Source organism: Flaviaesturariibacter aridisoli (genome assembly GCF_004343705.1).
Taxonomy (GTDB): domain Bacteria; phylum Bacteroidota; class Bacteroidia; order Chitinophagales; family Chitinophagaceae; genus Flavisolibacter; species Flavisolibacter aridisoli.
In genome coordinates this window covers 12,703-32,225 of record NZ_SKFH01000050.1, presented here as the reverse complement: position 1 = coordinate 32,225, position 19,523 = coordinate 12,703, and the positions used below count along the sequence as shown (strand labels likewise).

Genomic DNA, 19,523 nt, shown 5'->3' with positions numbered 1-19,523 from the left:
TGGCCGGCCGGGATGCGTCATTCCACCGCCCGGCTGCGCCGGACGTAATAAAGATGGCGCCCTTCCAGGGCGCCGTCCTCCCGCTTTCAATCCGTTCCGGCGGGCTTTGCCCGCCGGCTACCGGGATAGCACCGCTTCGCGGTGCGGGGTCTCGCCGATTCCATTCGAAGGCGAGGGCGGCTGTCGGGTAGTAAAGAACAGCACAAGTGGAGGGTTACCAAACCAATCTGAACTCAAAGGCTTAACTACCTGCGCCCTCGTAAAGCCGCGTAGCGGCTTTTTCTTTTATTGCCCCGGACTTCACTCCGGGGGCCGAAGGTCACTTCAGCCACACGCCCACCTTCAGCCGCTTCGCCCGCTCTTCATCGCCCGACGGGTTGTCCGCCTCCAGCACCAGCATGCCGCGGCCGCTGTATTTTTTCCACTCCAGCACCCCGCGGAAGGGCACGTATTCTTCGGTCATCCAGTCCGTGGTGGCCCTGGCGGGAATGAGCGCCAGCAGGCGGTTGAGGGAGTCGTAGAGTTTCAGTACGAATTGCCCTTCGAAATACCAGGTGCCCCGGGCAGTGCCCTCGATGCGGGCGGGGCTCCTGAGCGTGTCGCCGGCCCGGAGACCCCGCAGCTGCGGACTGTCGGCCGGAGCCACCGTATCCGTGTCCTTTCCGGGCGCGGGTGCCGCTGGCGGAACCCGCCGGGGGGTATCGGCCGCAACGGGCCCCAGCGACACGGTGTCCTTGGCTTCGGGGTGCCCGTTGCCGGGCCCGCAGGCAACCAGCACCACGGCCAGTACGGTGATCGGCAAAACGCTACGCATACCCGGCGCGGTTAAAAAATGGTGCCGCGCCTTTGCCGTTTGCGGCGCGGGTGCGACCTTCCGGCAAATTCGCCCATGATCCATCTCTTTCAGGCCTACCTCGAAGCACCTTCGGCGGCCAGCTTCTCCGAACTCCGCAGCGCCGTCATCGCTCACCCCGGCTATGAGCCCTACGGCAATGCGCTGGGCGACCTCAACGACCAGCTCGATGGGGGCCGCTTCGAAGAGGCCGGCGCCAACACCGATATCAATTTGCTGCTCAGCCCGCGGGCCCACCTGCTCAAAAGCTTCGCCTGGCACAAATGCGGGCATGAAGACGGCGAGCGCGCCGAGCAATTCCTCTACCGCATGATGCTCGACGGCATCCGCGGCACCGGCGACGGAAGCCGGGAGCAGCCCTACCTCGTGAGCAGCGTGGCCGACGAGCACGACCTGCTCCAGGCACTCGGCGAGGAGCTCGACACGCAGCGCCTGCTGGAGGAAAGCGGCCGCCGCCTCGATCACGTGGTAACGAAGAGCGGTGCGGAATGGTACTTCGACGTCACCGACGTGCTGGCAAAGCTCGGGCGCGTCCGCTCATAAGCGGGCCGCTCCCCCCAATGGCTTTCACCTTTTGCACCCCGTAAAACCCTGCCCATGGCCTCCCGCCGCTTTTGCTCCCTGCTCCTGGCCGCGCCCACAGCCACCCTTTTGTTCGCCGCCTGCTCGCGCCCCGACCCGGTGCCGCCGCCAACACCGGTAGATACCACCGTGGCGCCGCCCCTGCCCCTGCCCCCGCCGCCGGCCGACAGCAACCTCTATGTAAGCCGGGTGGAGGAAGACTACCAACAAAGCAACCCGAACATCCTGCGCCGCAACAAGGACTACAGCTTTTACTACGACAGCAGCCGACGTGTAACGGCGGTGGGCATCCGCAATTATTCGCCGGTGGGCCTCGACACGGCCACCTGTCGTTTCTTTTACAACGGCAGCGCGCGTCGCCCCTGGCGCATCATTGCGCCCAACCTCAATAGAAGTACACCCGGCTCGATCATTTACGATACCACCGAAGTCGACTACGCAGCCAACGGGCTGCCAACCACCGACCGAAGCAACCAGATGATTGCCTTCAACAGCAGCGGCACGCCGGTGCGCGTACTCGTAACCCGCACCTATACCTATGATGCTGCCGGCGGACGCGTGTACGTTTACTGGAGAAACGCGCCGGTCAGTGGCGGTGCCGACCAGTGGCTCCGCTCAGACACGCTGCAGGTGGCGCCCGGCGGCGGCATCGGGACGCTCAAGAGCGCCCTCGCCCAGGGAAGCTTCGGCAGCGGCGACTATGCCCTGGTGGAAGGCGTGCAGTATTCGGCCTTCGTCAACCCGCTTTCGGAGCTGAACATATCTGGAATGCCCTTCGCCCCGATCTATACGCCGGTGACCAGGGAGGTGCTGGGCAACAGCTGGCACAAGGCGGCCTGGAATTCCAACATCCTTCCTTATTACCTCGACTTCCTGTCGCCGCGGGTGCCGAACCACTTCTTCCTGAGCGGCTATACCTCCGGCGGCTGGCTCATCGCGGCGGCCTCCGATTACTTCGACCTGCAGATCACCCCTATGGCCAACCGGCCCTACTGGCCGTCGGCACTGTCGGCAGGCGCCAGCAGCGCCCTCGGCGACCGCTTTAATTATCGCTTTTATTATTAAGGAAGCGGGTGTTAGCCGGAAGGTTTTCGTAACCGTACACATTTACGGCTGCTCCCCTATCTTTGCCGTCCGCCAAAATGGGCGTTCACATTTCATTAACGGACGCCGCAAGGGCGTGACTTAAACCCGCAAAACAATAGAGCACATGAATTCGTACGAAAAGTACTTGTACCTGGTGCCCGTCCTGGGCCTGATCGGATTGCTGTATACATTCTGGAAATTCGCCTGGGTTTCCAAGCAGGAAGACGGCACCGACCGTATGCGTGAGATCGGTAACTACATCGCCGAGGGCGCCATGGCCTTCCTGCGCGCCGAGTGGAAACTCCTCGCCTGGTTCGGCCTGATCGTGGCCCTGCTGCTTGGTTATATGGGTAGCCGGAGCGAAGAGTCGCATTGGACCATCGCGGTTGCTTTCCTTGTAGGCGCCTTCTTCAGCGCCCTCGCCGGCTATATCGGCATGCGCGCCGCCACCAAAGCCAACGTGCGCACGGCCCACGCCGCCCGCACCTCCCTGTCGAAAGCCCTCCAGGTGTCCTTCACCGGCGGTGCCGTAATGGGTATGGGCGTTGCCGGCCTGGCCGTACTCGGTCTCGGCGGCGTATTCATTGTACTCCTCAAAGTATTCGCTCCCGACGCCATGGCCAACTCGCACGAGGTGACCCGCGCCATCGAGGTGCTCACGGGCTTCTCGCTCGGTGCTGAATCCATTGCCCTCTTCGCCCGCGTAGGCGGCGGTATCTATACCAAGGCGGCCGACGTAGGCGCCGACCTCGTTGGTAAGGTAGAAGCCGGCATCCCCGAAGACGATCCGCGCAACCCCGCCACCATCGCCGACAACGTAGGCGACAACGTGGGTGACGTTGCCGGTATGGGCGCCGACCTGTTCGGCTCTTATGTAGCCACCGTACTCGCCACCATCGTACTTGGTCATGAAGTGACCGGCAACGGCGGCACCAACCTCTCCGACGGCTTCCAGGGCTTTTCGCCCATCCTGCTGCCCATGCTCATTGCAGGCGTAGGCATCCTCTTCTCCATCTTCGGTACCTTCTTCGTGCGTATCGCCGAGAATTCGCCGATCTCCACCGCCGTGGTACAACGCGCCCTGAACATGGGTAACTGGGGCTCGATGCTTCTCACGGCCATCGCCGCTTACTTCCTCTGCATGGGCATCCTCCCCGAAGGTGATATGAACCTCCGCGGCTTCCAGTTCGACCGCATGGACGTTTTCTACGCCATCATGGTTGGTCTCGTGGTAGGAACGCTCATGAGCATCATTACCGAATACTACACCGCCATGGGCAAGCGCCCGGTGATGAGCATCGTGCGCCAGAGCGGCACGGGCCACGCCACCAACGTCATCGGCGGCCTCGCCGTGGGTATGGAATCGACCTTCCTCCCCATCCTCGTGCTGGCCGGTGGTATCTACGGTTCGTACTACTTCGCCGGTCTGTACGGTGTGGCTATTGCCGCTGCCGGTATGATGGCCACCACCGCCATGCAGCTGGCAATTGACGCCTTCGGCCCCATTGCCGACAACGCCGGCGGTATCGCCGAAATGAGCGAACTGCCGAAAGACGTGCGCGAGAAGACGGACACGCTCGACGCAGTGGGCAACACCACCGCCGCCACGGGTAAAGGCTTCGCCATCGCTTCTGCCGCCCTCACCGCCCTGGCTCTCTTCGCCGCCTACGTAGGTGTGGTGAACGCCAACGGCTTCAACATGGACGGTATCAATATTTATAAGGCAGACGTACTCGCCTCGTTGTTCATCGGCGGTATGATCCCCTTCATCTTCTCCTCGCTGGCCATCCGCGCCGTGGGTGAGGCCGCCATGGCCATGGTGGAGGAAGTACGCCGCCAGTTCCGCGAGATCAAAGGCATCATGGAAGGTAAGGGCAAGCCCGAGTACGACAAATGCGTGGCCATTTCCACCGAGGCTTCGATCCGCAAGATGATGCTGCCCGGCGCCATTGCCATCGTTTCTCCGATCATCATCGGCTTCCTGCTCGGCCCCGAGGCTCTCGGCGGCTTCCTCGCCGGCGCTACGGTGAGCGGTGTGCTGATGGGTATGTTCCAGAACAATGCCGGCGGCGCCTGGGACAATGCCAAGAAGAGCTTCGAGAAAGGCGTGGACATCAACGGCCAGAAGTACTTCAAGGGTTCCGACCCCCACAAGGCTTCCGTAACCGGCGATACCGTAGGTGATCCTTTCAAAGACACCTCGGGCCCCTCGATGAACATCCTCATCAAGCTGATGTCGATCGTATCGCTCGTGATCGCCCCCACCCTGGCGGGGATGCACAAAGGAAAAAATTCTTCCGACCGTGCAGCGAACGCGCCGCAGGTGGAGTCTGTAAAAGAGACGGCAGCCGTTGCGCCCCAAAGCACCTCGGTTTCCTATCGATAAACGCTTTCTACTGCTTACTGTGAGATGGCCCTGCTTTTTAGCGGGGCCTTTTTTTATTCAGGGCAACAACAAGAAGGAACAGGGAACACGGAATGAGGAATGTTGAAGTGGAGTGGGCACGAAAAAGGAGCCTTTCGGCTCCTCATTCCGGTTCAGTGGCAAGGGCCACTGATTCCTCCTTACTCCTCACGGATCACAGGTGCAGGCGAAGGCTATCCGCTACGCGCAGGTGCTCGGACACGTGCGGGATCTGCTGGGTGGCATAGGCCTTCAGCGAAGGCGAAGCGCCGTTGGTGGCTTCCGCCTGCAGCTGGGCCAGCGTGGCCTGGTGGCCGGCTACCTGCATGGTAATATAGGTGCTGTCGAACGCTCGTCCGCTCAGTGCCAGGAGTTGCTGACGAACCGCGGCGAAGGAGCTCGTATCGGCAGTGATGGACAGGCGGGCGTTGTTGGCCGCCGTCTGCAGCTGGGTTTGAGCCGTCGAGTGGTCGGTCACCATCATCTGGGCAAAGCTCATCACACCGGCGTTGGTAGCGCGCTGGCTGGCGATGTTGCCCGCGGCGATCTCCGCCTTGTTGGCAAACGAAGCCTGGAGCGCAAAGTTCACATCCTGGGTGTTGCTTGTTTCGGTGCCATTGTTGTTGCCCTCATCATTATCCTTGTCACAGGCGGTCAGGGTCAGGGCGAAGGCGGAAGCGAGAAAGAGGATCTTTCCTTTTTTCATACGTATGGTTTTTTGGGGTAAATGAAACGATCGCCAATCCCTTAACAAATTCTGTGCAAAGCCCGCTCAGCCATAGCAAATTACTTTTGAACCGGTACCTTTAAGTATGCCTCCGGCCCTCGTCCTTTATGCGATCCCGTTCTTCCTGCTGCTGCTTTCCCTGGAGGCCTGGCTCTCCGCGCGCGAGCAGCGCAGCCTCTATGATACAAAGGACACCTGGAGTTCGCTGGCGCTCGGCGTCGGCAACGTGCTCTCCGGCTTTCTTACCAAAGCCCTCATCTTCGGACTGTTCACGCTGTTGTATCGCTACCGCCTATTCGACCTTTCGGCAACGCACTGGTGGTTCTGGCCCCTGCTCTTCCTCGCCGATGACTTTTCTTACTACTGGTTTCACCGCAGCGCCCACAACGTGAACTGGTTCTGGGCCTCGCACGTGGTGCATCACTCTTCGCAACGATATAACCTCGCGGCGGCGCTGCGGCAAACCTGGACCGGTAATCTTACGGGGACCTTTCTCTTTTGGGCCTGGATGCCGCTCGCCGGTTTCGCGCCCGTCTGGATCCTGCTGATGCAGCAGGTAAGTCTCATCTACCAGTTCTGGATCCATACCGAGTTGGTGCAGCGGCTGCCGCGGCCGCTTGAGTTTTTACTCAACACGCCGTCGCACCACCGCGTGCACCACGGCTCCGACCTGAAGTACCTCGACAAAAACCATGGCGGTATCCTGATCATCTGGGACCGCCTCTTCGGCACCTTCCAGCCCGAGGAGGAACGCCCGACATATGGACTGACGCGGAATATCGGGTCGTTCCACCCGGTGGTCGTAGCCCTGAAAACATGGGGCGACCTGCTCCGCCAGGTGGTTCGGGCCCGGAACTGGCAGGAGCGAATGAGTTACCTGTTCGGTGCACCCGGTTGGAGCCCCGATGGAAGTACGCTGACGACGAGGCAACTGCGTGCCCAAAGCGGAATGCTGGACCCCGGCCATGAAATGTTAAATAATGTTAACGTCCCCAAAAACGAAGGGCACGGAGGCGTTCGTACGAAATAGGTCGTATATTCGTTTTGAAATCAAGATTAGTTATGGCAGCACCGAAAACCATCAAACCCACGGAAAGCGAGCTCGAAATCCTGCAAATCCTTTGGACGAAAGGAGTTGCAACGGTTCGGGAAGTGCACGAGGAGCTCGCGAAGACGAAGGATGTGGGCTATACCACCACGCTGAAGCTGATGCAGATCATGCACGAAAAGGGCATCGTAAAGCGCGACGAGTCGATGCGTACGCATGTGTACCAGCCGGCCGTGAACAAGGAAAAGACCCAGAAACATTTACTGACCAAGATGATCGATTCGCTTTTTGGCGGATCTTCGACGCAATTAGTGTTGCAGGCATTGGGTGAGCACAACGCGAGCCCCGAGGAGTTAGAGCAGATTCAGAAATTGCTGAATAACCTCAAAACCAAGTAACATGGCCTGGAGCCAGTCCGTTTTTCTGCAAGCCCTCGGCTGGGCGACCCTTAACAGCTTCTGGCAAATGGGGCTGCTTTGGTGTGGGTACCAGTTCACCGGGCACTTCGTCCGCCCCAACAGCAACCGTAATTACCTGCAGGCTGTGTACAGCCTTGCGCTCGGCGCCGCCTGGGCCGGCTGGACGTTCTACTCCTATTATACCAACGGGCAATCGGCCTTCAGCTTCCCGGACCTGCCGTTCTTTGCGGACGGCGTGCTTCCGACGGTTCTGACGGCCGCCTCTGTTGCCTACCTGCTGCTGCTGGTAGTACCTGCCTTCAATGTATACCGCAACTGGCGCTACCTCCAGGCGATCCGTAGCAGCGGCCTCTCGAAGGCGCCGGTGAAAACGCGGATGTTCGTTGCTAAGATCGCCGCGCATATCGGCATTCGAAAAACGGTGCGTGTATACCTCTCCAACCTGGTTACCTCCCCGATGACCGTGGGCTACCTGAAGCCCGTGATCCTGGTGCCGCTGGCCGCGGTCAACAACCTGACCCCGGCGCAGCTCGAAGCCGTGTTGCTCCACGAGCTGACGCATATCCGCCGCTACGATTACCTGGTAAACCTGTTCGTGACGGCACTGCATGTGGTCCTCTATTACAACCCCTTCGTCCGCCTGTTCATCCGCGCCCTCGAGGCCGAACGGGAGAACTGCTGCGATGAGCTGGTGCTCCAGTTCGAATACGACAAAGTGGCCTATGCTTCGGCCCTGCTGGAGCTCGAAAAATCCAACCACCGCAGTGCCGCCCTCGCCATGGGCGCTACCAAGGGCAACAACCTGTTGCACCGCATTGAACGGATCGTAGGCGTTCAGAAAAAGCAACGCCTCAACGTGCAGCACCTGATGGGTGCCTTTGCTGCGCTGATGTTGCTTTTCACCCTCAACTCACTGGTGATCGCCTCCCGCGGTACCGCAACTGCTTTTGCTTACAGCGGCAATGGCGCTCCCTATGCGTTCCTGCAGCTCGATGAGAGCCTGGCACCGTACCACCAACCTGCGCCCACAGCCCCGCTACGCGAAACGGTGCAGCTGGTGGAGCAGGCCGCTTCAACAGTTGCACAGGAAGCAGTGGCCGTAGCCCCGCCCCCGCCGCCGGCAGTTGAAACCGAAGAAGCAGCCGTCGATATCCCGGTCTACCGCACGGTTGCTTTCCAGGAAAGCACCGCCAGTCTTACCGACCAGCAGCGCTCGGAGGTGCAATCGGCCGTTTCCAACGCCCGCCAGCTGCTCGAAGTACAATGGTCGGAAGTGGAGCGTAACTTTCCCGACGGCCTTACCGCCGGCGAACGCGAGGTGGCCCGCCGCCAGTACCTGAGCCAGGTGGACGCTATCAACTGGCAGCGCTTCGAGAAGAACCTCCAGAACGGCTATGGCCAGGGTGAAGTAGACCTCGAGCGCATCAACGGACAGCTGAACGAACAGATCGCCCTCGCCCGCCTCGATAGCGTGCAGTCGGTTTACCGCTCGGCGCTTGCCCAGCTCGAAAAAGCAACAGTAGCCACCGCCCGCCCCGCGGCCACGCCCCTCCCCGATTTGTCTGTGGCGGAACTGCGCAAAGTGCGTAAAGAACTCCGGCAGAAGATCGCCGAAATCGACATGCTGAAAGGACGCAAAGACAAGAACGGCTCGGTGAAACTATAAGAGCACGTTTATTGGTTTATTAGTCTATAGGTTTATTAGTAACGTAATACATACCAACAAGAAAGCCGCTTTACGAGCGGCTTTCTTGTTTTGCTGTGCGAAGTATTGTCTTGCCAATTTACCAATTAACCAATAGACCAATTTACCAGACGTTGCGCGGGCAGGTGTCGCCGTAGCGGTTGCCGAGCAGGAAGCCGATCATCAGCTCGTGGGTGCCTTTACTGGCCGTGTTGATGACCGTCGTGGTATAATCGTAGGCATAGCTGATGTTGAACGTATTGGCTACGTTCAGTCCCAGCATACCGGAGTAACCTTCTTTCACCCGGTAGCCGCCACCCAGCCAGATCAGGTCGCGGTACTGGAACTTCACATTGAGATCGTATTGCAGCGGCAACGAGGCGCCGGCCACATATTTCACCATCACCGATGGCGTTGTGTTGATGTCTTCGGACAGCAGAAAGCGGTAGCCCAGGGTGCCGAACAGGTGCGGCACGAGCTTGCCCTTGTTGAACGAAGCATCGTCGGCCACCACGTATTTCTGCGGGATCACCTGCTGCGCAGACAGGCCGGCGAAGAAGTCGGCGCCATAGAGCCAAAGGCCAAGGTTCAGGTCCGGGCGGACCTTGCTGATATACACGTTCACATCGCCCAGTGCCACATCATTGGCCACTGCGGGGGTCGCCTTCGAGCGGTCGTACCCCATTTTGGTTACCCCTGCCGAAAAGCCCGCCGCGAGGTTCAATTTGGAGCTCAGTCCCATATGGTAGGCGTACGACACATCGGCGGTAAACCGATTCAAGTTGCCGGTACGGTCGTTCATGAGCACGAAGCCGACGCCGTGGTGCGGTGCAGACGCTTCGTAGGCGCCCCAGTATTCTTCACCGCGCGGGTTTTCGCCCGGGATCCCGAAACCGGTTGGCGAAGGCTTGAAGTCCTGCTTCCCGATCGGCTGGTGATACGACAGGTAGGTGGTCCTTGGTGCACCGTTAAGACCGGCCCACTGGTCGCGAATGCTGAATTTCAGATCGCCGTAATTCTCGACGCCCGTCAGGGCGGGGTTAAGGATGTAGTTGTTCAGGATATACTGGGTATAGTGTGGCCGCTGTTGCCCCGCCGCGGCAAGGGTCAGCCCCGCTCCCAGTATACTCAACAGGCTTTTTCTCATAGTACGTTAGCGGATAAGATCCACGAAGCCCGCCATCTGGGGACGGCCGTTCTTCGGGTTGATGATGTAATAATAGGTGCCCGTGGGCAGCGGCTGCCCCTTCAGGGTGCCATCCCAGGCCGTGGCGTAATTCACGGAATGGAACACCGGCTGCCCGTACCGGTTGAAAATGTCGACCGTGGCACCGGGGTAGCTTTCCAGGTACTGGATCACCCAGCGGTCGTTCACACCATCCCCGTTCGGGGTAAATACGTTCGGGATCGTTGGCATCTTCAGCATCTTAACGACCACCTGGTCGGAATTCGTACAACCATCGGCAGAAGTTACCGTCAACGTGTAGGTTTCGTCACCCAGGGGCCGGACGGCCGGGCGGGCCGTGGAGTCGTCGCTCAGCCAGCGGGCGGGCGTCCATACAAACTGGAGGCTGTTGCCGGTGCCGCTTCCCTCGAGGGTGTCGACGCCGCTTTCCAGGATAAACTTGTCCGGCCCGGCGCTCACAGTCGGAACACCATACACTGCGATCGACATGCTCGTATCATTCACGCAGCCGTTGTTGCCGGTAACGGTGAAGTTGATCGGGTGGAGACCGATGCCCGCAGTTGTGGGTGTGAAAAGTCCTGCCGCGGATACACCGCTACCGCTGAATACCGCGGTACCCGGGACGGTTGTTTGGTTGCCCCAGGTAGCTTCGGTGATGGTAAAGGCGGGAACGTTCTCGCAAACACCGGTAACGGGCGCAAAGCGCACCTCGGGCACGGCCAGCAGCGTCAGCGGCTGGGCTGCATCCACGGCGCAGGTCGTGCCCGAATAGGCCACAAGCTTGATGTTCATCGTCCGGGTGGCGGGGTTCAACAACTCAGGGTACTTATGACTGTAGATAGTGGCGGCTGTCGGGTTGAGCACTGTTTGTACGCTCGACGGGTCGCTTGCGTCCCACCAGATGTCGATGCGCAGAATGCGGCCGATATCCACCCACGAACTGTCCTTGATACGCACGCTGTCGTTGCTGCACACGTTGCCCTGAAGCACTTTCAGCACAGGCACCGGCGAGGTACCGGCGATTATGACTTGCTGCGTAATGGCGTCGGTGCACCCGTTGTTGGTTGTGGCGGTCAGCGAAACGGAGAAAGGCCCTACCGTACTGAAGCGGTGCCGTGGATGTTGCTGGTTCGATACATTGTTGGCGGGCGTAGATCCGGCGTCGCCGAAGTTCCAGTTCCAGGCGCTGATTGCATCGGGGGCGGCCACGCGGCTCGTATCTGTAAACTCGGAGAAGGGATCGCTGAGGCAGTTTTCCGGAATCACAAATCCGGCCAGCGGCAGCGGGTGCACACGAACCGTGTCCACGATGCTGGCGATACAGCCCTTATCGTTCGTAACGGTGAGGCGAACGCCATAGTTACCCGTGGCGACATAAGTATGTCGCTGGGGGCCTGGCCCGTTCACAGTGCTGCTGCCGTCGCCGAAGTCCCAGGTCCACGATTGCAGGGTACCGGAGTTGGCAGCGGAAGCGTCCGTAAAGGTAATGTCACGCGTGGCGCACATCGGGGTGCCGATCGTGAATTGCGCGGTGGGCAGCCGGTTGACCGTAACGGTCAGCGGTGTAGTAGCCGACACGCAGCCTGCAGCCGAAGTCACGGTGAGCGTCACCTGGAAAGTTCCGGGGTTGGCGAAGGTATGTGCGGGGTTCTGAACGCTGGAGGTGTTGCCATCACCAAAATCCCAGTTCCATTGGGCCACGCCCGAAGCCGGCGCCGTGCTGGCATCGGTGAAGGTAAACGCGGTGCCCAGGCAGGCATCGCTGCTACTGGCAGTGAACTGAGCTTGCGGCTGTGCAAAAACAGTGGTCAACTGCTTTACCGCGACAGCCGCACAACCGTTGGCAGAGGTAGCTGTCAGGCTGATGGCAAAGGGGCCGGTGCTGCTGAAATTGTGCGACGGATTCGCCGTGGTGGCCAGGCCCCCATCACCAAAGCTCCACTGGTAGGTGACGGTAGTGATGCTGCCGTCGGTGATGGTCGTGGCGTTGGTAAAGGTGGCCGCTCCCGCCGGCAGGCATACATTGGGCAGGTTGAAATCGGGTACCGGTTTCGGGTGAACGCTGATCAGGATCGTCGTATCGTCGGTGCAACCCGCTTCCGTTTGCACGGTCAGCAGCACCGTCTGGTCTACGGCGGCTGCGGGGGTTAGTGCCATCTGTGCGGCTTGCGGGCCGTTGAGCGGCACTGTGTTCGCAGTCCAGCTAAAGGCGCTGATACTGCTGCCGGGCGCAACGGCGTCGGAGTTGGAAATGAGGTCAATCGGGTCGCCGGCGCAGCGGTGTGCGCCAACGGTGAAGCTGGCGCGGGGAAGGGTTACGATGGTAATCGTTTGCTCCGTTGTATCCGATTCGCAGCCAAGGGCCGACTTGATCCAATGCTTCACCACAAAGGTGCCCGGTGTCGCATAGCTTTTCACCGGCGCCTGCTGGGTCGAGCTGTTGCCGTCGCCAAAATCCCAATGATACTCGCTGACGGTGCTGCCCGGCGCCCCGGCATTGCTGGTCATGGTGATGCTGGCATTGCGGCAGTATTTGCCGGCCACCGGCGCCGCCTGTAAGGTAAACGCGGAAGTAGGACGGGCAAAGATCGTATTGACCACCTGGCGCGCCGTATCGGTACAGCCGTCCGCCGCCAAAGCCACGAGGCTGGCATTGAAAGGACCGGCAGCGCCGTAATTATAGGTGGGACTGGTGGCCGTGGAGTTGGCGCCTGCGGGACCAAAGTTCCACTGGTAGGTCAGTGCGCCGCCACCGGCGATCGTGGAGCTGTTGGTAAACGTAACCGCGCCGGTGGGAAGACAGGCACTGCCGAAGCTGAAGCCAGCCAAAGGATTATTGCCAATTACAATGGTGCGCGAAAAGACAAGGCTTTTGCAGCCGCCGGAACCCGACACCTGCAACGAGATCGTAAACGTGCCGGCCGTGGCATAAGTGTGGGTCTGTGCGGCACCGGTGGGCGCATTGACTACCGGCGTGCCGTCGCCGAAATTCCATTGCCAGTTGCTCAGCGTTCCGCCATTAGCGATCGACGTATCGGTAAAGCGCAGTGACTTTCCGACGCAATAGGGTTCGCTGATGCCGAAGTTGGCAACGGGCGGTTGGCTGAGCGACACGGCCTGGGTAGCCGTATCCGATACGCAGCCGATATCGGTGATCACAAGGTGCTTTACCTGGTAGTTGCCGGCACCCGGGAAGGTATAGGTCGGGTTTTGCACCGATGACGTATTACCGGTATTTCCAAAGAACCAATTGAACTGGCTGAATGGACGCCCCTGGCCGTTGCTCGCGTCGGTGAACTGTACCGGGTCGGTAACGCAGCCGGAGGAGGTAAAGGTGAAATTGGCCAGCGGGCGCTCCAGCACCTGCAGGTCGTAGCTGATCTCCTGTTCGCCGCCGCAACCGTCCGCCGTGGCGCCAGTGGCCAGGATCCGGATGGGATAGTTACCCACGGTAGGCGCCGAGTAAGTGTTCGGAAGCGTATAACGGTACACCGTCTTCCCGCCTACCTGGTAAGTGGAATCGGGCACCGGGTTGTTGATGACAACGTTGGTGAAAAGACCATTGAACTCCCAGGTGATCTGGGTGGGCTGGTACGGAAAGGTCATCGAAAAGCGGAACGGCGTGTTGCGGCAGGTAGCCGGGAAATTCACGGTAGCGTAGTCATTGTGGATCGAAGCGAACTGGTACAGGTCCTTTACGTTGGCGCCGGCGGAGTAGCCATAGCTTTCCGCAGCAGCATAGCCATAGGCAAGGGCAAGGAAGCCCGAGTCGGACGACAGCGTGTGGAAGCCCTGGCGCACGCCAGTGGTGGCGCCGCGGTCTTTCAGGTAAACGTACGAATACGAAGGGTCGCGCGGGTGCACGATCCAGCTCGCCGGATCGACGGGCGTGCCGTCAAATAGGAACGAGGAGATCCCGGTACCCGTATTTTTCATGATTACATGAATATGATGCTGGTGAGGGTACTGCGGTGTTTCGGCGGCCGCCAGGTTGGAGCTGACGAGCGTTACTTTATTGATGTTCTGCTCCACCGGGTTCAACATGATCATGTCGGGATCGTTCGGCACCGAAGCCGAATTGCCACCGCAGCCCTGCGTGGTGAAATACTGCGCCACGCTGATCGGCTGGTCGGCCTCGAACAGGTTGGGCGTGTTGTTGGAGCCGGGCAATTCGTAATAATCATTTATGAAAGACGAGGACGGCACCAACACGCCATTCACACGAAGCTGTGTCGAAGGGTCTTTACGGTAGACTCGGTAGTAGTTGTAATTGTTGTTGTTGCTGGGTACCGACAGGTATTTCTTCCCCCAGGTGCCGGTGGGATACAGTTGCTGGTAAAGGTTGTCGGAGGAGTTGGCGCAGTTGCCGTTGGGCAACCGGATCTTCCCAGAACCCGAAAACACGGCGATGCGCTTGCAGCCAGCGGTGCCGGTAGACACTGATCGCACCCACGTACCGCTGAGGTCGTTGCCGAGAAACGTCTGCGCGGAAGACTGAGAGGCGTTGGCAAAACCGAGGATCTGGTATACCTGGCCCTTGTTGAGCGTCACCTGGTAGGTTTGACCGGCCAGCCACCCGTTCTTGGTGTTGGCCGAAGGCCTGATTTCCACGGTTGTGTTGTCTTCAACCCCCACGACGGTCACGAAGGAGTTGGAATTCGCCTCGTTCGAAACCTGGGTAAATGAGGAGGCGACGTATTCCTTTCCGAGCACAGCCACCGGCAGGCACAGGGTGGCGGCGGAAGCGGCGGAACGGGTTATATAGGCGTAAACGACGATCGGGCTGGCCGAAGTTACGTGGACGGCTTTCTGAGAAAACGATCCTTCCCCATTGATCGCATAGGAAATAGGCACGTTGACATTTACCACGGCGCCCGCCACGATGGAACCGCTGGCAAGGGTACCAACCCCATAGATCTCCACATTATAGGTAGTGGTCACGTCGGAGGTAAGGTAAAGCGTCATGGTCGGGTTGCCACCACCCGACATGCCCACATGGTAGCTATAGGCGATCCAGAATTCCTTCCCTTTATTAGAAAAGTCCTGAGAATGAGCGGTTTGGCCCATGCATAGAAGCATGAGCAGGGAGAGGGAAGCAATTAGTCTTTTCATTATCCTGCGTAGGGGATTCGAATGAGGGCCCAAGTTACGACATTACCCCTATACCCTTTTGCCACTCACACAAATGCGTTGTTAAGGGGTGTTTGGCCGGTTCACAAGGGGATTTGACCGGCCGGAGGCGGGAAGGTTTAACCGGGCAGCAGCGACCACTACCTCCCATCGTCACGCCATTTCGTCAGACTGCTCCATACGGTCAGCCGGTCTTTTTTACCAATGGTGGAAAACGGTCTAGTCGATCCGAGCCAGGTGTGCATCCGGCCTCCCGGCATTAGCCCTTTTGGGGCGGTTAGCCGGGAAGGGCCAAAAGAGCCCATTTACGGGCATCCATCCGTCAGCCAGCAGTCGGGCTGGAAAACAAAAAAGAATGGCAAAAACAGCCATGTGGATAACGATACATCTGTAAAAGTCAAAAAAATGCCTTTAAACAAAGCACTTATTCTATTAAAACTTACAAAATATTGATAATGTATCAGTTATCAATACGATAACTACTGTGTTTAAGTTTCGGCGCGCTGGTTACATTATAATCCAATACCGGTTTTAAACTTTTCCATATTTAATATAAATTTTAAACAAGTATACACTGTAAATGAATTAATTGATTTATTTTTTGAACACTAATAAAAATAGCAACTTGGATGTTTTGACAAACTGATGCTTTACTACATTTTTTAGTAGTGGATAACCGCAGTGCTTTGTTGCGCTTAGCACGGGTTTTGACTACCTTTGGACTTATGGTAAAATGGATGGTATCAATCGGGGCACTGGTACTCCTCTCCGCCTGCACCCGGATCAAGGATCCGGAGTTCCGGCGGGTGGAAAACTTCGGTGTCCGGAAACTGGGGTTTGAAGAATCAACCGTGGGTTTTTCGGCCACCTACTTCAACCCCAACGATTTCAGCGTAACTGTCAAAGAGGCAGTGATCGATGTACGGGTGGATACGGTTCACCTGGGGCAGTTCCACCAGCCGGCAGAAGTAGCCGTGATTAAAAACGCGGAATTTTCGATTCCCCTGGAGGGAACGATCGGCCTGCAGAAGGCGCTGAAATTCGACCTGCCCGGCCTCCTGGGCAAGACAGTGACCCTCCGGGCAGACGGGTCGGTTGAGGTGGGAAAGGCCGGCATCTTCATCAGCAAGCCCATCCATTACGAGGGCACGCAGACCATCTCGGCCGACCTAATAAAAAACCCAGCCGGGGCTGGGTTGTAAAATCGAATGTCGTTATCTGATCATTGGGCTGCTTTTGCGGCTCCTTTTGTTTCGGGGATCTTGCAGCACTTGGGCAGCCGGTTGTAAGCGTCCGGCTCTGCTTTCACCTCGTTGGCGTCGAAACCGGCCGTGGCGATCGCCGCCTTGATATCCTCATCGGTAATCCGGTCAGTGAAGTATTTGATCGTCGCCTCTTTCCGGCGTAGGTTCACCGCTACACTGGCTACACCGTCGTAGCGTTTCAGGTACGTCTCGATCTTTTCTTTACAAACGTCGCACTCCTGTACGGTCGGCAAACTGATCTTGATGGTCTGAATGGCCTTCGATTGCGCGAAGGAAGCCTGGCTGATACCTACGGCCAGCAGCAGGAGAAACAGGATTTTTTTCATGGTGTCGGCGGAATTTGTCCCAATTTAGGAAACTCCGGTCCAGTTAGCCGGGTCTTCCTGCCACTTTAACAAAACAGCCCGCTCCTCCTCGCCGATCTGTCCTTTCTGGCCGGCGAGCTCCACCAGGTGCGCGTAATCGGTCAGGGAAAACAAGGGAACGCCGGTTTCTTCAAAACGACGGCTCCCTTCCGGGAACCCATATTGAAAAATGGCGGCCATGCCCTGCACCACCATTCCGGCCGCTCGAAGCACATCCACTACCTGCAGGCTGCTCTTCCCGGTGGAAACAAGGTCTTCCAGCACCACGACCTGCTGTCCTTCGGTAAAGCTGCCTTCAATCTGGTTGCCCAGACCGTGTTCTTTCGGTTTTGGTCGAACGTACAGAAAAGGAAGCTTGAGCTGGTCGGCCACGAGGGCGCCCCAGGCGATGCCGGCGGTGGCCACACCCGCGATCGCATCGGCATCGGGGAAGCGTTCGAATACGAGGTTGCTGAGCTCGCTTTTAATGTAATCGCGGATATACGGTTGCGAAAGCACCCGGCGGTTGTCGCAATAGATCGGGCTCTTCCAACCTGAAGCCCAGGTAAAGGGCGCCCCGGGGCTGAGCCGCACCGCTCCGGCCTGGAGCAGCTTCTCGGCGGTAACGTGCGCATCGGTCATGGCGCGAAGGTAGCGGAAAGAGAAGTCGGTACCTTCGCCTTATGCCCCAGATCACGTTCAACGAGCGCCTGCTGACGCTTACTACCGACAGCCGTACCGCCGGTCATGCCATCGTTACGCCGCAGAAGCTGGCCGAAGCCATCGAAGATTTCGCAGTGGGAAAAGAGCCCGAGCGCTCGCTGGCCATTGCTTCCAACCTCGATTGGAAAACGCTGTTCACGGTATGGCCTACCGGCGGCGGCGCCGTGCGCCACGTAGAAGGCAAGTACCTCCTGATCCGGCGCCTCGGCTGGTGGGACCTGCCCAAGGGCAAACTCGACCCAGACGAGTCGACCGAAGCGGCCGCCCTGCGCGAGGTGGGTGAAGAAACCGGCGTCACCGGGCTGCGCATTGTGCGCCCGCTGACCGTTACCTATCATAGCTACGAAGAAAAAGGACGGCGGATCCTCAAAGAAAACCATTGGTACCTGATGGAAACCGATTTCACCGGCCGCCTGTCGCCGCAAACCGAAGAGGACATCACCGAATGCATCTGGGTGGATGAGTCCGGGCTAAGGGAACGTTGGTCCGGAATGTACAAGGCCGTGCAGGAAGTGCTGACCGCCGCCTTAGCCCGCTGATTCGGCCCGCAGGCTTTCCAGCACCACCTCCGGCACAAAGCGGCTGATGTCGCCGCCATAGCGCAGTACGTCGCGCACAAGCGTGGATGCCACCGAGGTATACTGCGGCAGGCAGGTGAGAAAAATCGTTTCGATGCCGCCGTCGATGGTGCGGTTCATATCGGCGATGGCTTTTTCGTATTCAAAATCCGAAACGTAGCGGATGCCGCGGAGAATGTAGTTGGCGCCGACAAGCTTGCAGCAATCCACCGTCAGCCCTTCGTAAACCACCGCGTCGATCTTCGGCTCGTTGGCGAAGATCTCGCGGAACCAGGCGCGGCGTTGCTCGGCCGGGAACATCGGCTGCTTGTTGGCGTTGACGCCGATGCCGATGAACAGCTTGTCGAAAAGCGGTAGGGCGCGCTGCACGATGTCGATATGCCCGAGGGTAACGGGATCAAATGTGCCGGGAAAAAAACCAATACGCATGGGGCGAAGGTAATGAGAAAGGGAAAAAAGGGTCGGAACCGCTCAAGAGAGAAGAAAAGAAATTGGTACGCCCGGTTTTTTTGAAACAAACAGGCCAGCATCGTCGGGGGTGAAAAACCTTCGGTCTTACCCGGCCTTATTCGACAGCAGGTACAGCACCGCCATCCGCACGGCCACGCCGTTTTCCACTTGTTGCAGGATGATCGAATGCTCGCCGTCGGCAACATCCGAGTCGAGCTCCACACCACGGTTGATGGGCCCCGGGTGCATGATGGTGATCGGCTTCGGCAGGCTCTCCAGGAGCCGGCGGCTGATGCCGTACGATAAATTGTATTCGCGCAGCGAGGAGAAAAGCACCTGGCTCTGGCGCTCCAGCTGGATACGAAGTACGTTGGCCACGTCGCACCACTCGAGGGCGCGCCGCAGGTTGTATTCCACGCGCACACCAAAAGCTTCGGTAAGGTATTTCGGAATAAGCGTCGGCGGGCCGCAAACGATCACTTCGGCACCGGCTTTCTGCAGCAGGTGCATATTGCTCTGCGCCACGCGGCTGTGCAGGATGTCGCCGATGATCGCTACCCGGACGCCCTGGAGCGTACCCAGCTTTTCGCGGATGGAAAAAGCGTCGAGCAGCGCCTGCGTCGGGTGTTCGTTGATCCCATCACCGGCGTTGATGATCGCCGCCGGGATGTGCTGTGCCAGGAAGTGCGGCGCGCCCGAGGCGCTGTGGCGCATCACCACCATATCGACCTTCATCGAAAGGATGTTGTTGACCGTATCAAGGAGGGTCTCTCCTTTCGAAACAGAAGATCCGGATGCACTGAAGTTGATGGTATCGGCGGACAGGCGCTTCTCCGCCAGCTCGAAAGAAATGCGGGTGCGGGTGGAATTTTCGTAGAAAAGGTTGACGATGGTAATGTCGCGCAGCGAGGGCACCTTTTTAATGGGCCGCTGCAACACCTCCTTGAACTGGTCGGCGGTTTGTAAAATGGTTGCGATGTCCGATGCCTGGAGCTCCTTGATACCTAGCAGATGTCGGGTCGAAAGTGCCATTAAAACGCAAAG

Annotated in this window: 16 protein-coding genes; 8 read left to right on the top strand and 8 right to left on the bottom strand. The window is 58.8% G+C overall.

Going from position 1 to position 19,523, the window contains the following annotated elements; translation table 11 throughout:
- Positions 1–319: 319 nt before the first annotated feature.
- On the bottom strand, positions 320–814 hold the full coding sequence (locus E0486_RS17545) for a Gmad2 immunoglobulin-like domain-containing protein (protein WP_131854212.1): 495 nt from the start codon (positions 812–814) through the stop codon (positions 320–322).
- Between the two features lie 75 nt (positions 815–889).
- Here E0486_RS17545 and E0486_RS17540 point away from each other — a divergent pair, with 75 nt between their 5' ends.
- The 3 genes from E0486_RS17540 to E0486_RS17530 all read left to right on the top strand — a co-directional run bounded on the left by E0486_RS17540 (position 890) and on the right by E0486_RS17530 (position 4,907).
- Positions 890–1,396 carry a DUF4919 domain-containing protein gene (locus E0486_RS17540; RefSeq protein ID WP_131854210.1) on the top strand — a complete coding sequence of 169 codons (507 nt, stop codon included), beginning with the start codon at positions 890–892 and terminating at the stop codon, positions 1,394–1,396.
- Positions 1,397–1,450: 54 nt separating this feature from the next.
- Entirely contained in the window at positions 1,451–2,500 is a 1,050-nt protein-coding gene (locus E0486_RS17535) for a hypothetical protein (RefSeq protein ID WP_131854208.1), read from the top strand.
- A 145-nt stretch (positions 2,501–2,645) separates the two neighbouring features.
- Positions 2,646–4,907, top strand: coding sequence for a sodium-translocating pyrophosphatase (locus E0486_RS17530; RefSeq protein WP_131854206.1), 2,262 nt, complete (start codon positions 2,646–2,648; stop codon positions 4,905–4,907).
- A 193-nt stretch (positions 4,908–5,100) separates the two neighbouring features.
- On the opposite strand, the gene E0486_RS17525 is transcribed toward E0486_RS17530, so the two are convergent.
- Positions 5,101–5,631 (bottom strand): DUF4142 domain-containing protein, encoded by a 531-nt coding sequence (locus E0486_RS17525; protein WP_131854204.1) that lies wholly within the window; start codon positions 5,629–5,631, stop codon positions 5,101–5,103.
- Positions 5,632–5,737: 106 nt separating this feature from the next.
- On the opposite strand from E0486_RS17525, the gene E0486_RS17520 reads away from it, so the two are divergent.
- The 3 genes from E0486_RS17520 to E0486_RS17510 are packed head-to-tail and all read left to right on the top strand — an operon-like array spanning position 5,738 to position 8,785.
- The gene (locus E0486_RS17520; RefSeq protein ID WP_131854202.1) at positions 5,738–6,682 is read left to right on the top strand and encodes a sterol desaturase family protein; all 945 of its coding nucleotides are present in this window, start codon (positions 5,738–5,740) and stop codon (positions 6,680–6,682) included.
- Positions 6,683–6,714: 32 nt separating this feature from the next.
- Positions 6,715–7,098 (top strand): BlaI/MecI/CopY family transcriptional regulator, encoded by a 384-nt coding sequence (locus E0486_RS17515; RefSeq protein WP_131854200.1) that lies wholly within the window; start codon positions 6,715–6,717, stop codon positions 7,096–7,098.
- A 1-nt stretch (position 7,099) separates the two neighbouring features.
- Complete coding sequence (locus E0486_RS17510) at positions 7,100–8,785, top strand: M56 family metallopeptidase (protein WP_131854198.1); 1,686 nt, start codon at positions 7,100–7,102, stop codon at positions 8,783–8,785.
- A 142-nt stretch (positions 8,786–8,927) separates the two neighbouring features.
- Here the strand turns inward: E0486_RS17510 and E0486_RS17505 are convergent, their stop codons facing one another.
- Positions 8,928–9,950, bottom strand: a complete 1,023-nt coding sequence (locus E0486_RS17505) for a PorP/SprF family type IX secretion system membrane protein (RefSeq protein WP_131854196.1) — start codon at positions 9,948–9,950, stop codon at positions 8,928–8,930.
- Positions 9,951–9,956: 6 nt separating this feature from the next.
- A complete protein-coding gene (locus E0486_RS17500) occupies positions 9,957–15,101 on the bottom strand; it encodes a PKD domain-containing protein (protein WP_131854194.1) in 5,145 nt (1,714 codons plus the stop codon).
- Positions 15,102–15,844: 743 nt separating this feature from the next.
- On the opposite strand from E0486_RS17500, the gene E0486_RS17495 reads away from it, so the two are divergent.
- A complete protein-coding gene (locus tag E0486_RS17495) occupies positions 15,845–16,321 on the top strand; it encodes a hypothetical protein (RefSeq protein WP_131854192.1) in 477 nt (158 codons plus the stop codon).
- Positions 16,322–16,341: 20 nt separating this feature from the next.
- Here E0486_RS17495 and E0486_RS17490 read toward each other — a convergent pair whose 3' ends face one another.
- Together E0486_RS17490 and pyrE are read right to left on the bottom strand one after the other, a co-directional pair.
- Positions 16,342–16,710, bottom strand: coding sequence for a heavy-metal-associated domain-containing protein (locus E0486_RS17490; RefSeq protein ID WP_131854190.1), 369 nt, complete (start codon positions 16,708–16,710; stop codon positions 16,342–16,344).
- A 24-nt stretch (positions 16,711–16,734) separates the two neighbouring features.
- The gene (pyrE, locus tag E0486_RS17485) at positions 16,735–17,370 is read right to left on the bottom strand and encodes an orotate phosphoribosyltransferase (protein ID WP_131854188.1); all 636 of its coding nucleotides are present in this window, start codon (positions 17,368–17,370) and stop codon (positions 16,735–16,737) included.
- A 41-nt stretch (positions 17,371–17,411) separates the two neighbouring features.
- On the opposite strand from pyrE, the gene E0486_RS17480 reads away from it, so the two are divergent.
- Positions 17,412–17,990 carry an NUDIX hydrolase gene (locus E0486_RS17480; protein ID WP_131854186.1) on the top strand — a complete coding sequence of 193 codons (579 nt, stop codon included), beginning with the start codon at positions 17,412–17,414 and terminating at the stop codon, positions 17,988–17,990.
- Here E0486_RS17480 and coaD read toward each other — a convergent pair.
- Both coaD and E0486_RS17470 read right to left on the bottom strand, forming a co-directional pair.
- A complete protein-coding gene (coaD, locus tag E0486_RS17475) occupies positions 17,979–18,458 on the bottom strand; it encodes a pantetheine-phosphate adenylyltransferase (RefSeq protein WP_131854184.1) in 480 nt (159 codons plus the stop codon). The two genes, E0486_RS17480 and coaD, sit on opposite strands and share 12 nt — an antisense overlap.
- Positions 18,459–18,584: 126 nt before the next feature.
- Positions 18,585–19,511, bottom strand: coding sequence for an aspartate carbamoyltransferase catalytic subunit (locus E0486_RS17470; RefSeq protein WP_131854181.1), 927 nt, complete (start codon positions 19,509–19,511; stop codon positions 18,585–18,587).
- Between the last annotated feature and the right edge of the window lie 12 nt (positions 19,512–19,523).

Excerpts from the sequence above, each read along its gene's own strand:
- E0486_RS17545 (WP_131854212.1), bottom strand. The coding sequence starts at position 814 with ATGCGTAGCGTTTTGCCGATCACCGTACTGGCCGTGGTGCTGGTTGCC.
- E0486_RS17540 (WP_131854210.1), top strand. The coding sequence starts at position 890 with ATGATCCATCTCTTTCAGGCCTACCTCGAAGCACCTTCGGCGGCCAGC.
- E0486_RS17535 (WP_131854208.1), top strand. The coding sequence starts at position 1,451 with ATGGCCTCCCGCCGCTTTTGCTCCCTGCTCCTGGCCGCGCCCACAGCC.
- E0486_RS17530 (WP_131854206.1), top strand. The coding sequence starts at position 2,646 with ATGAATTCGTACGAAAAGTACTTGTACCTGGTGCCCGTCCTGGGCCTG.
- E0486_RS17525 (WP_131854204.1), bottom strand. The coding sequence starts at position 5,631 with ATGAAAAAAGGAAAGATCCTCTTTCTCGCTTCCGCCTTCGCCCTGACC.
- E0486_RS17520 (WP_131854202.1), top strand. The coding sequence starts at position 5,738 with ATGCCTCCGGCCCTCGTCCTTTATGCGATCCCGTTCTTCCTGCTGCTG.
- E0486_RS17515 (WP_131854200.1), top strand. The coding sequence starts at position 6,715 with ATGGCAGCACCGAAAACCATCAAACCCACGGAAAGCGAGCTCGAAATC.
- E0486_RS17510 (WP_131854198.1), top strand. The coding sequence starts at position 7,100 with ATGGCCTGGAGCCAGTCCGTTTTTCTGCAAGCCCTCGGCTGGGCGACC.
- E0486_RS17505 (WP_131854196.1), bottom strand. The coding sequence starts at position 9,950 with ATGAGAAAAAGCCTGTTGAGTATACTGGGAGCGGGGCTGACCCTTGCC.
- E0486_RS17500 (WP_131854194.1), bottom strand. The coding sequence starts at position 15,101 with ATGAAAAGACTAATTGCTTCCCTCTCCCTGCTCATGCTTCTATGCATG.
- E0486_RS17495 (WP_131854192.1), top strand. The coding sequence starts at position 15,845 with ATGGTAAAATGGATGGTATCAATCGGGGCACTGGTACTCCTCTCCGCC.
- E0486_RS17490 (WP_131854190.1), bottom strand. The coding sequence starts at position 16,710 with ATGAAAAAAATCCTGTTTCTCCTGCTGCTGGCCGTAGGTATCAGCCAG.
- pyrE (WP_131854188.1), bottom strand. The coding sequence starts at position 17,370 with ATGACCGATGCGCACGTTACCGCCGAGAAGCTGCTCCAGGCCGGAGCG.
- E0486_RS17480 (WP_131854186.1), top strand. The coding sequence starts at position 17,412 with ATGCCCCAGATCACGTTCAACGAGCGCCTGCTGACGCTTACTACCGAC.
- coaD (WP_131854184.1), bottom strand. The coding sequence starts at position 18,458 with ATGCGTATTGGTTTTTTTCCCGGCACATTTGATCCCGTTACCCTCGGG.
- E0486_RS17470 (WP_131854181.1), bottom strand. The coding sequence starts at position 19,511 with ATGGCACTTTCGACCCGACATCTGCTAGGTATCAAGGAGCTCCAGGCA.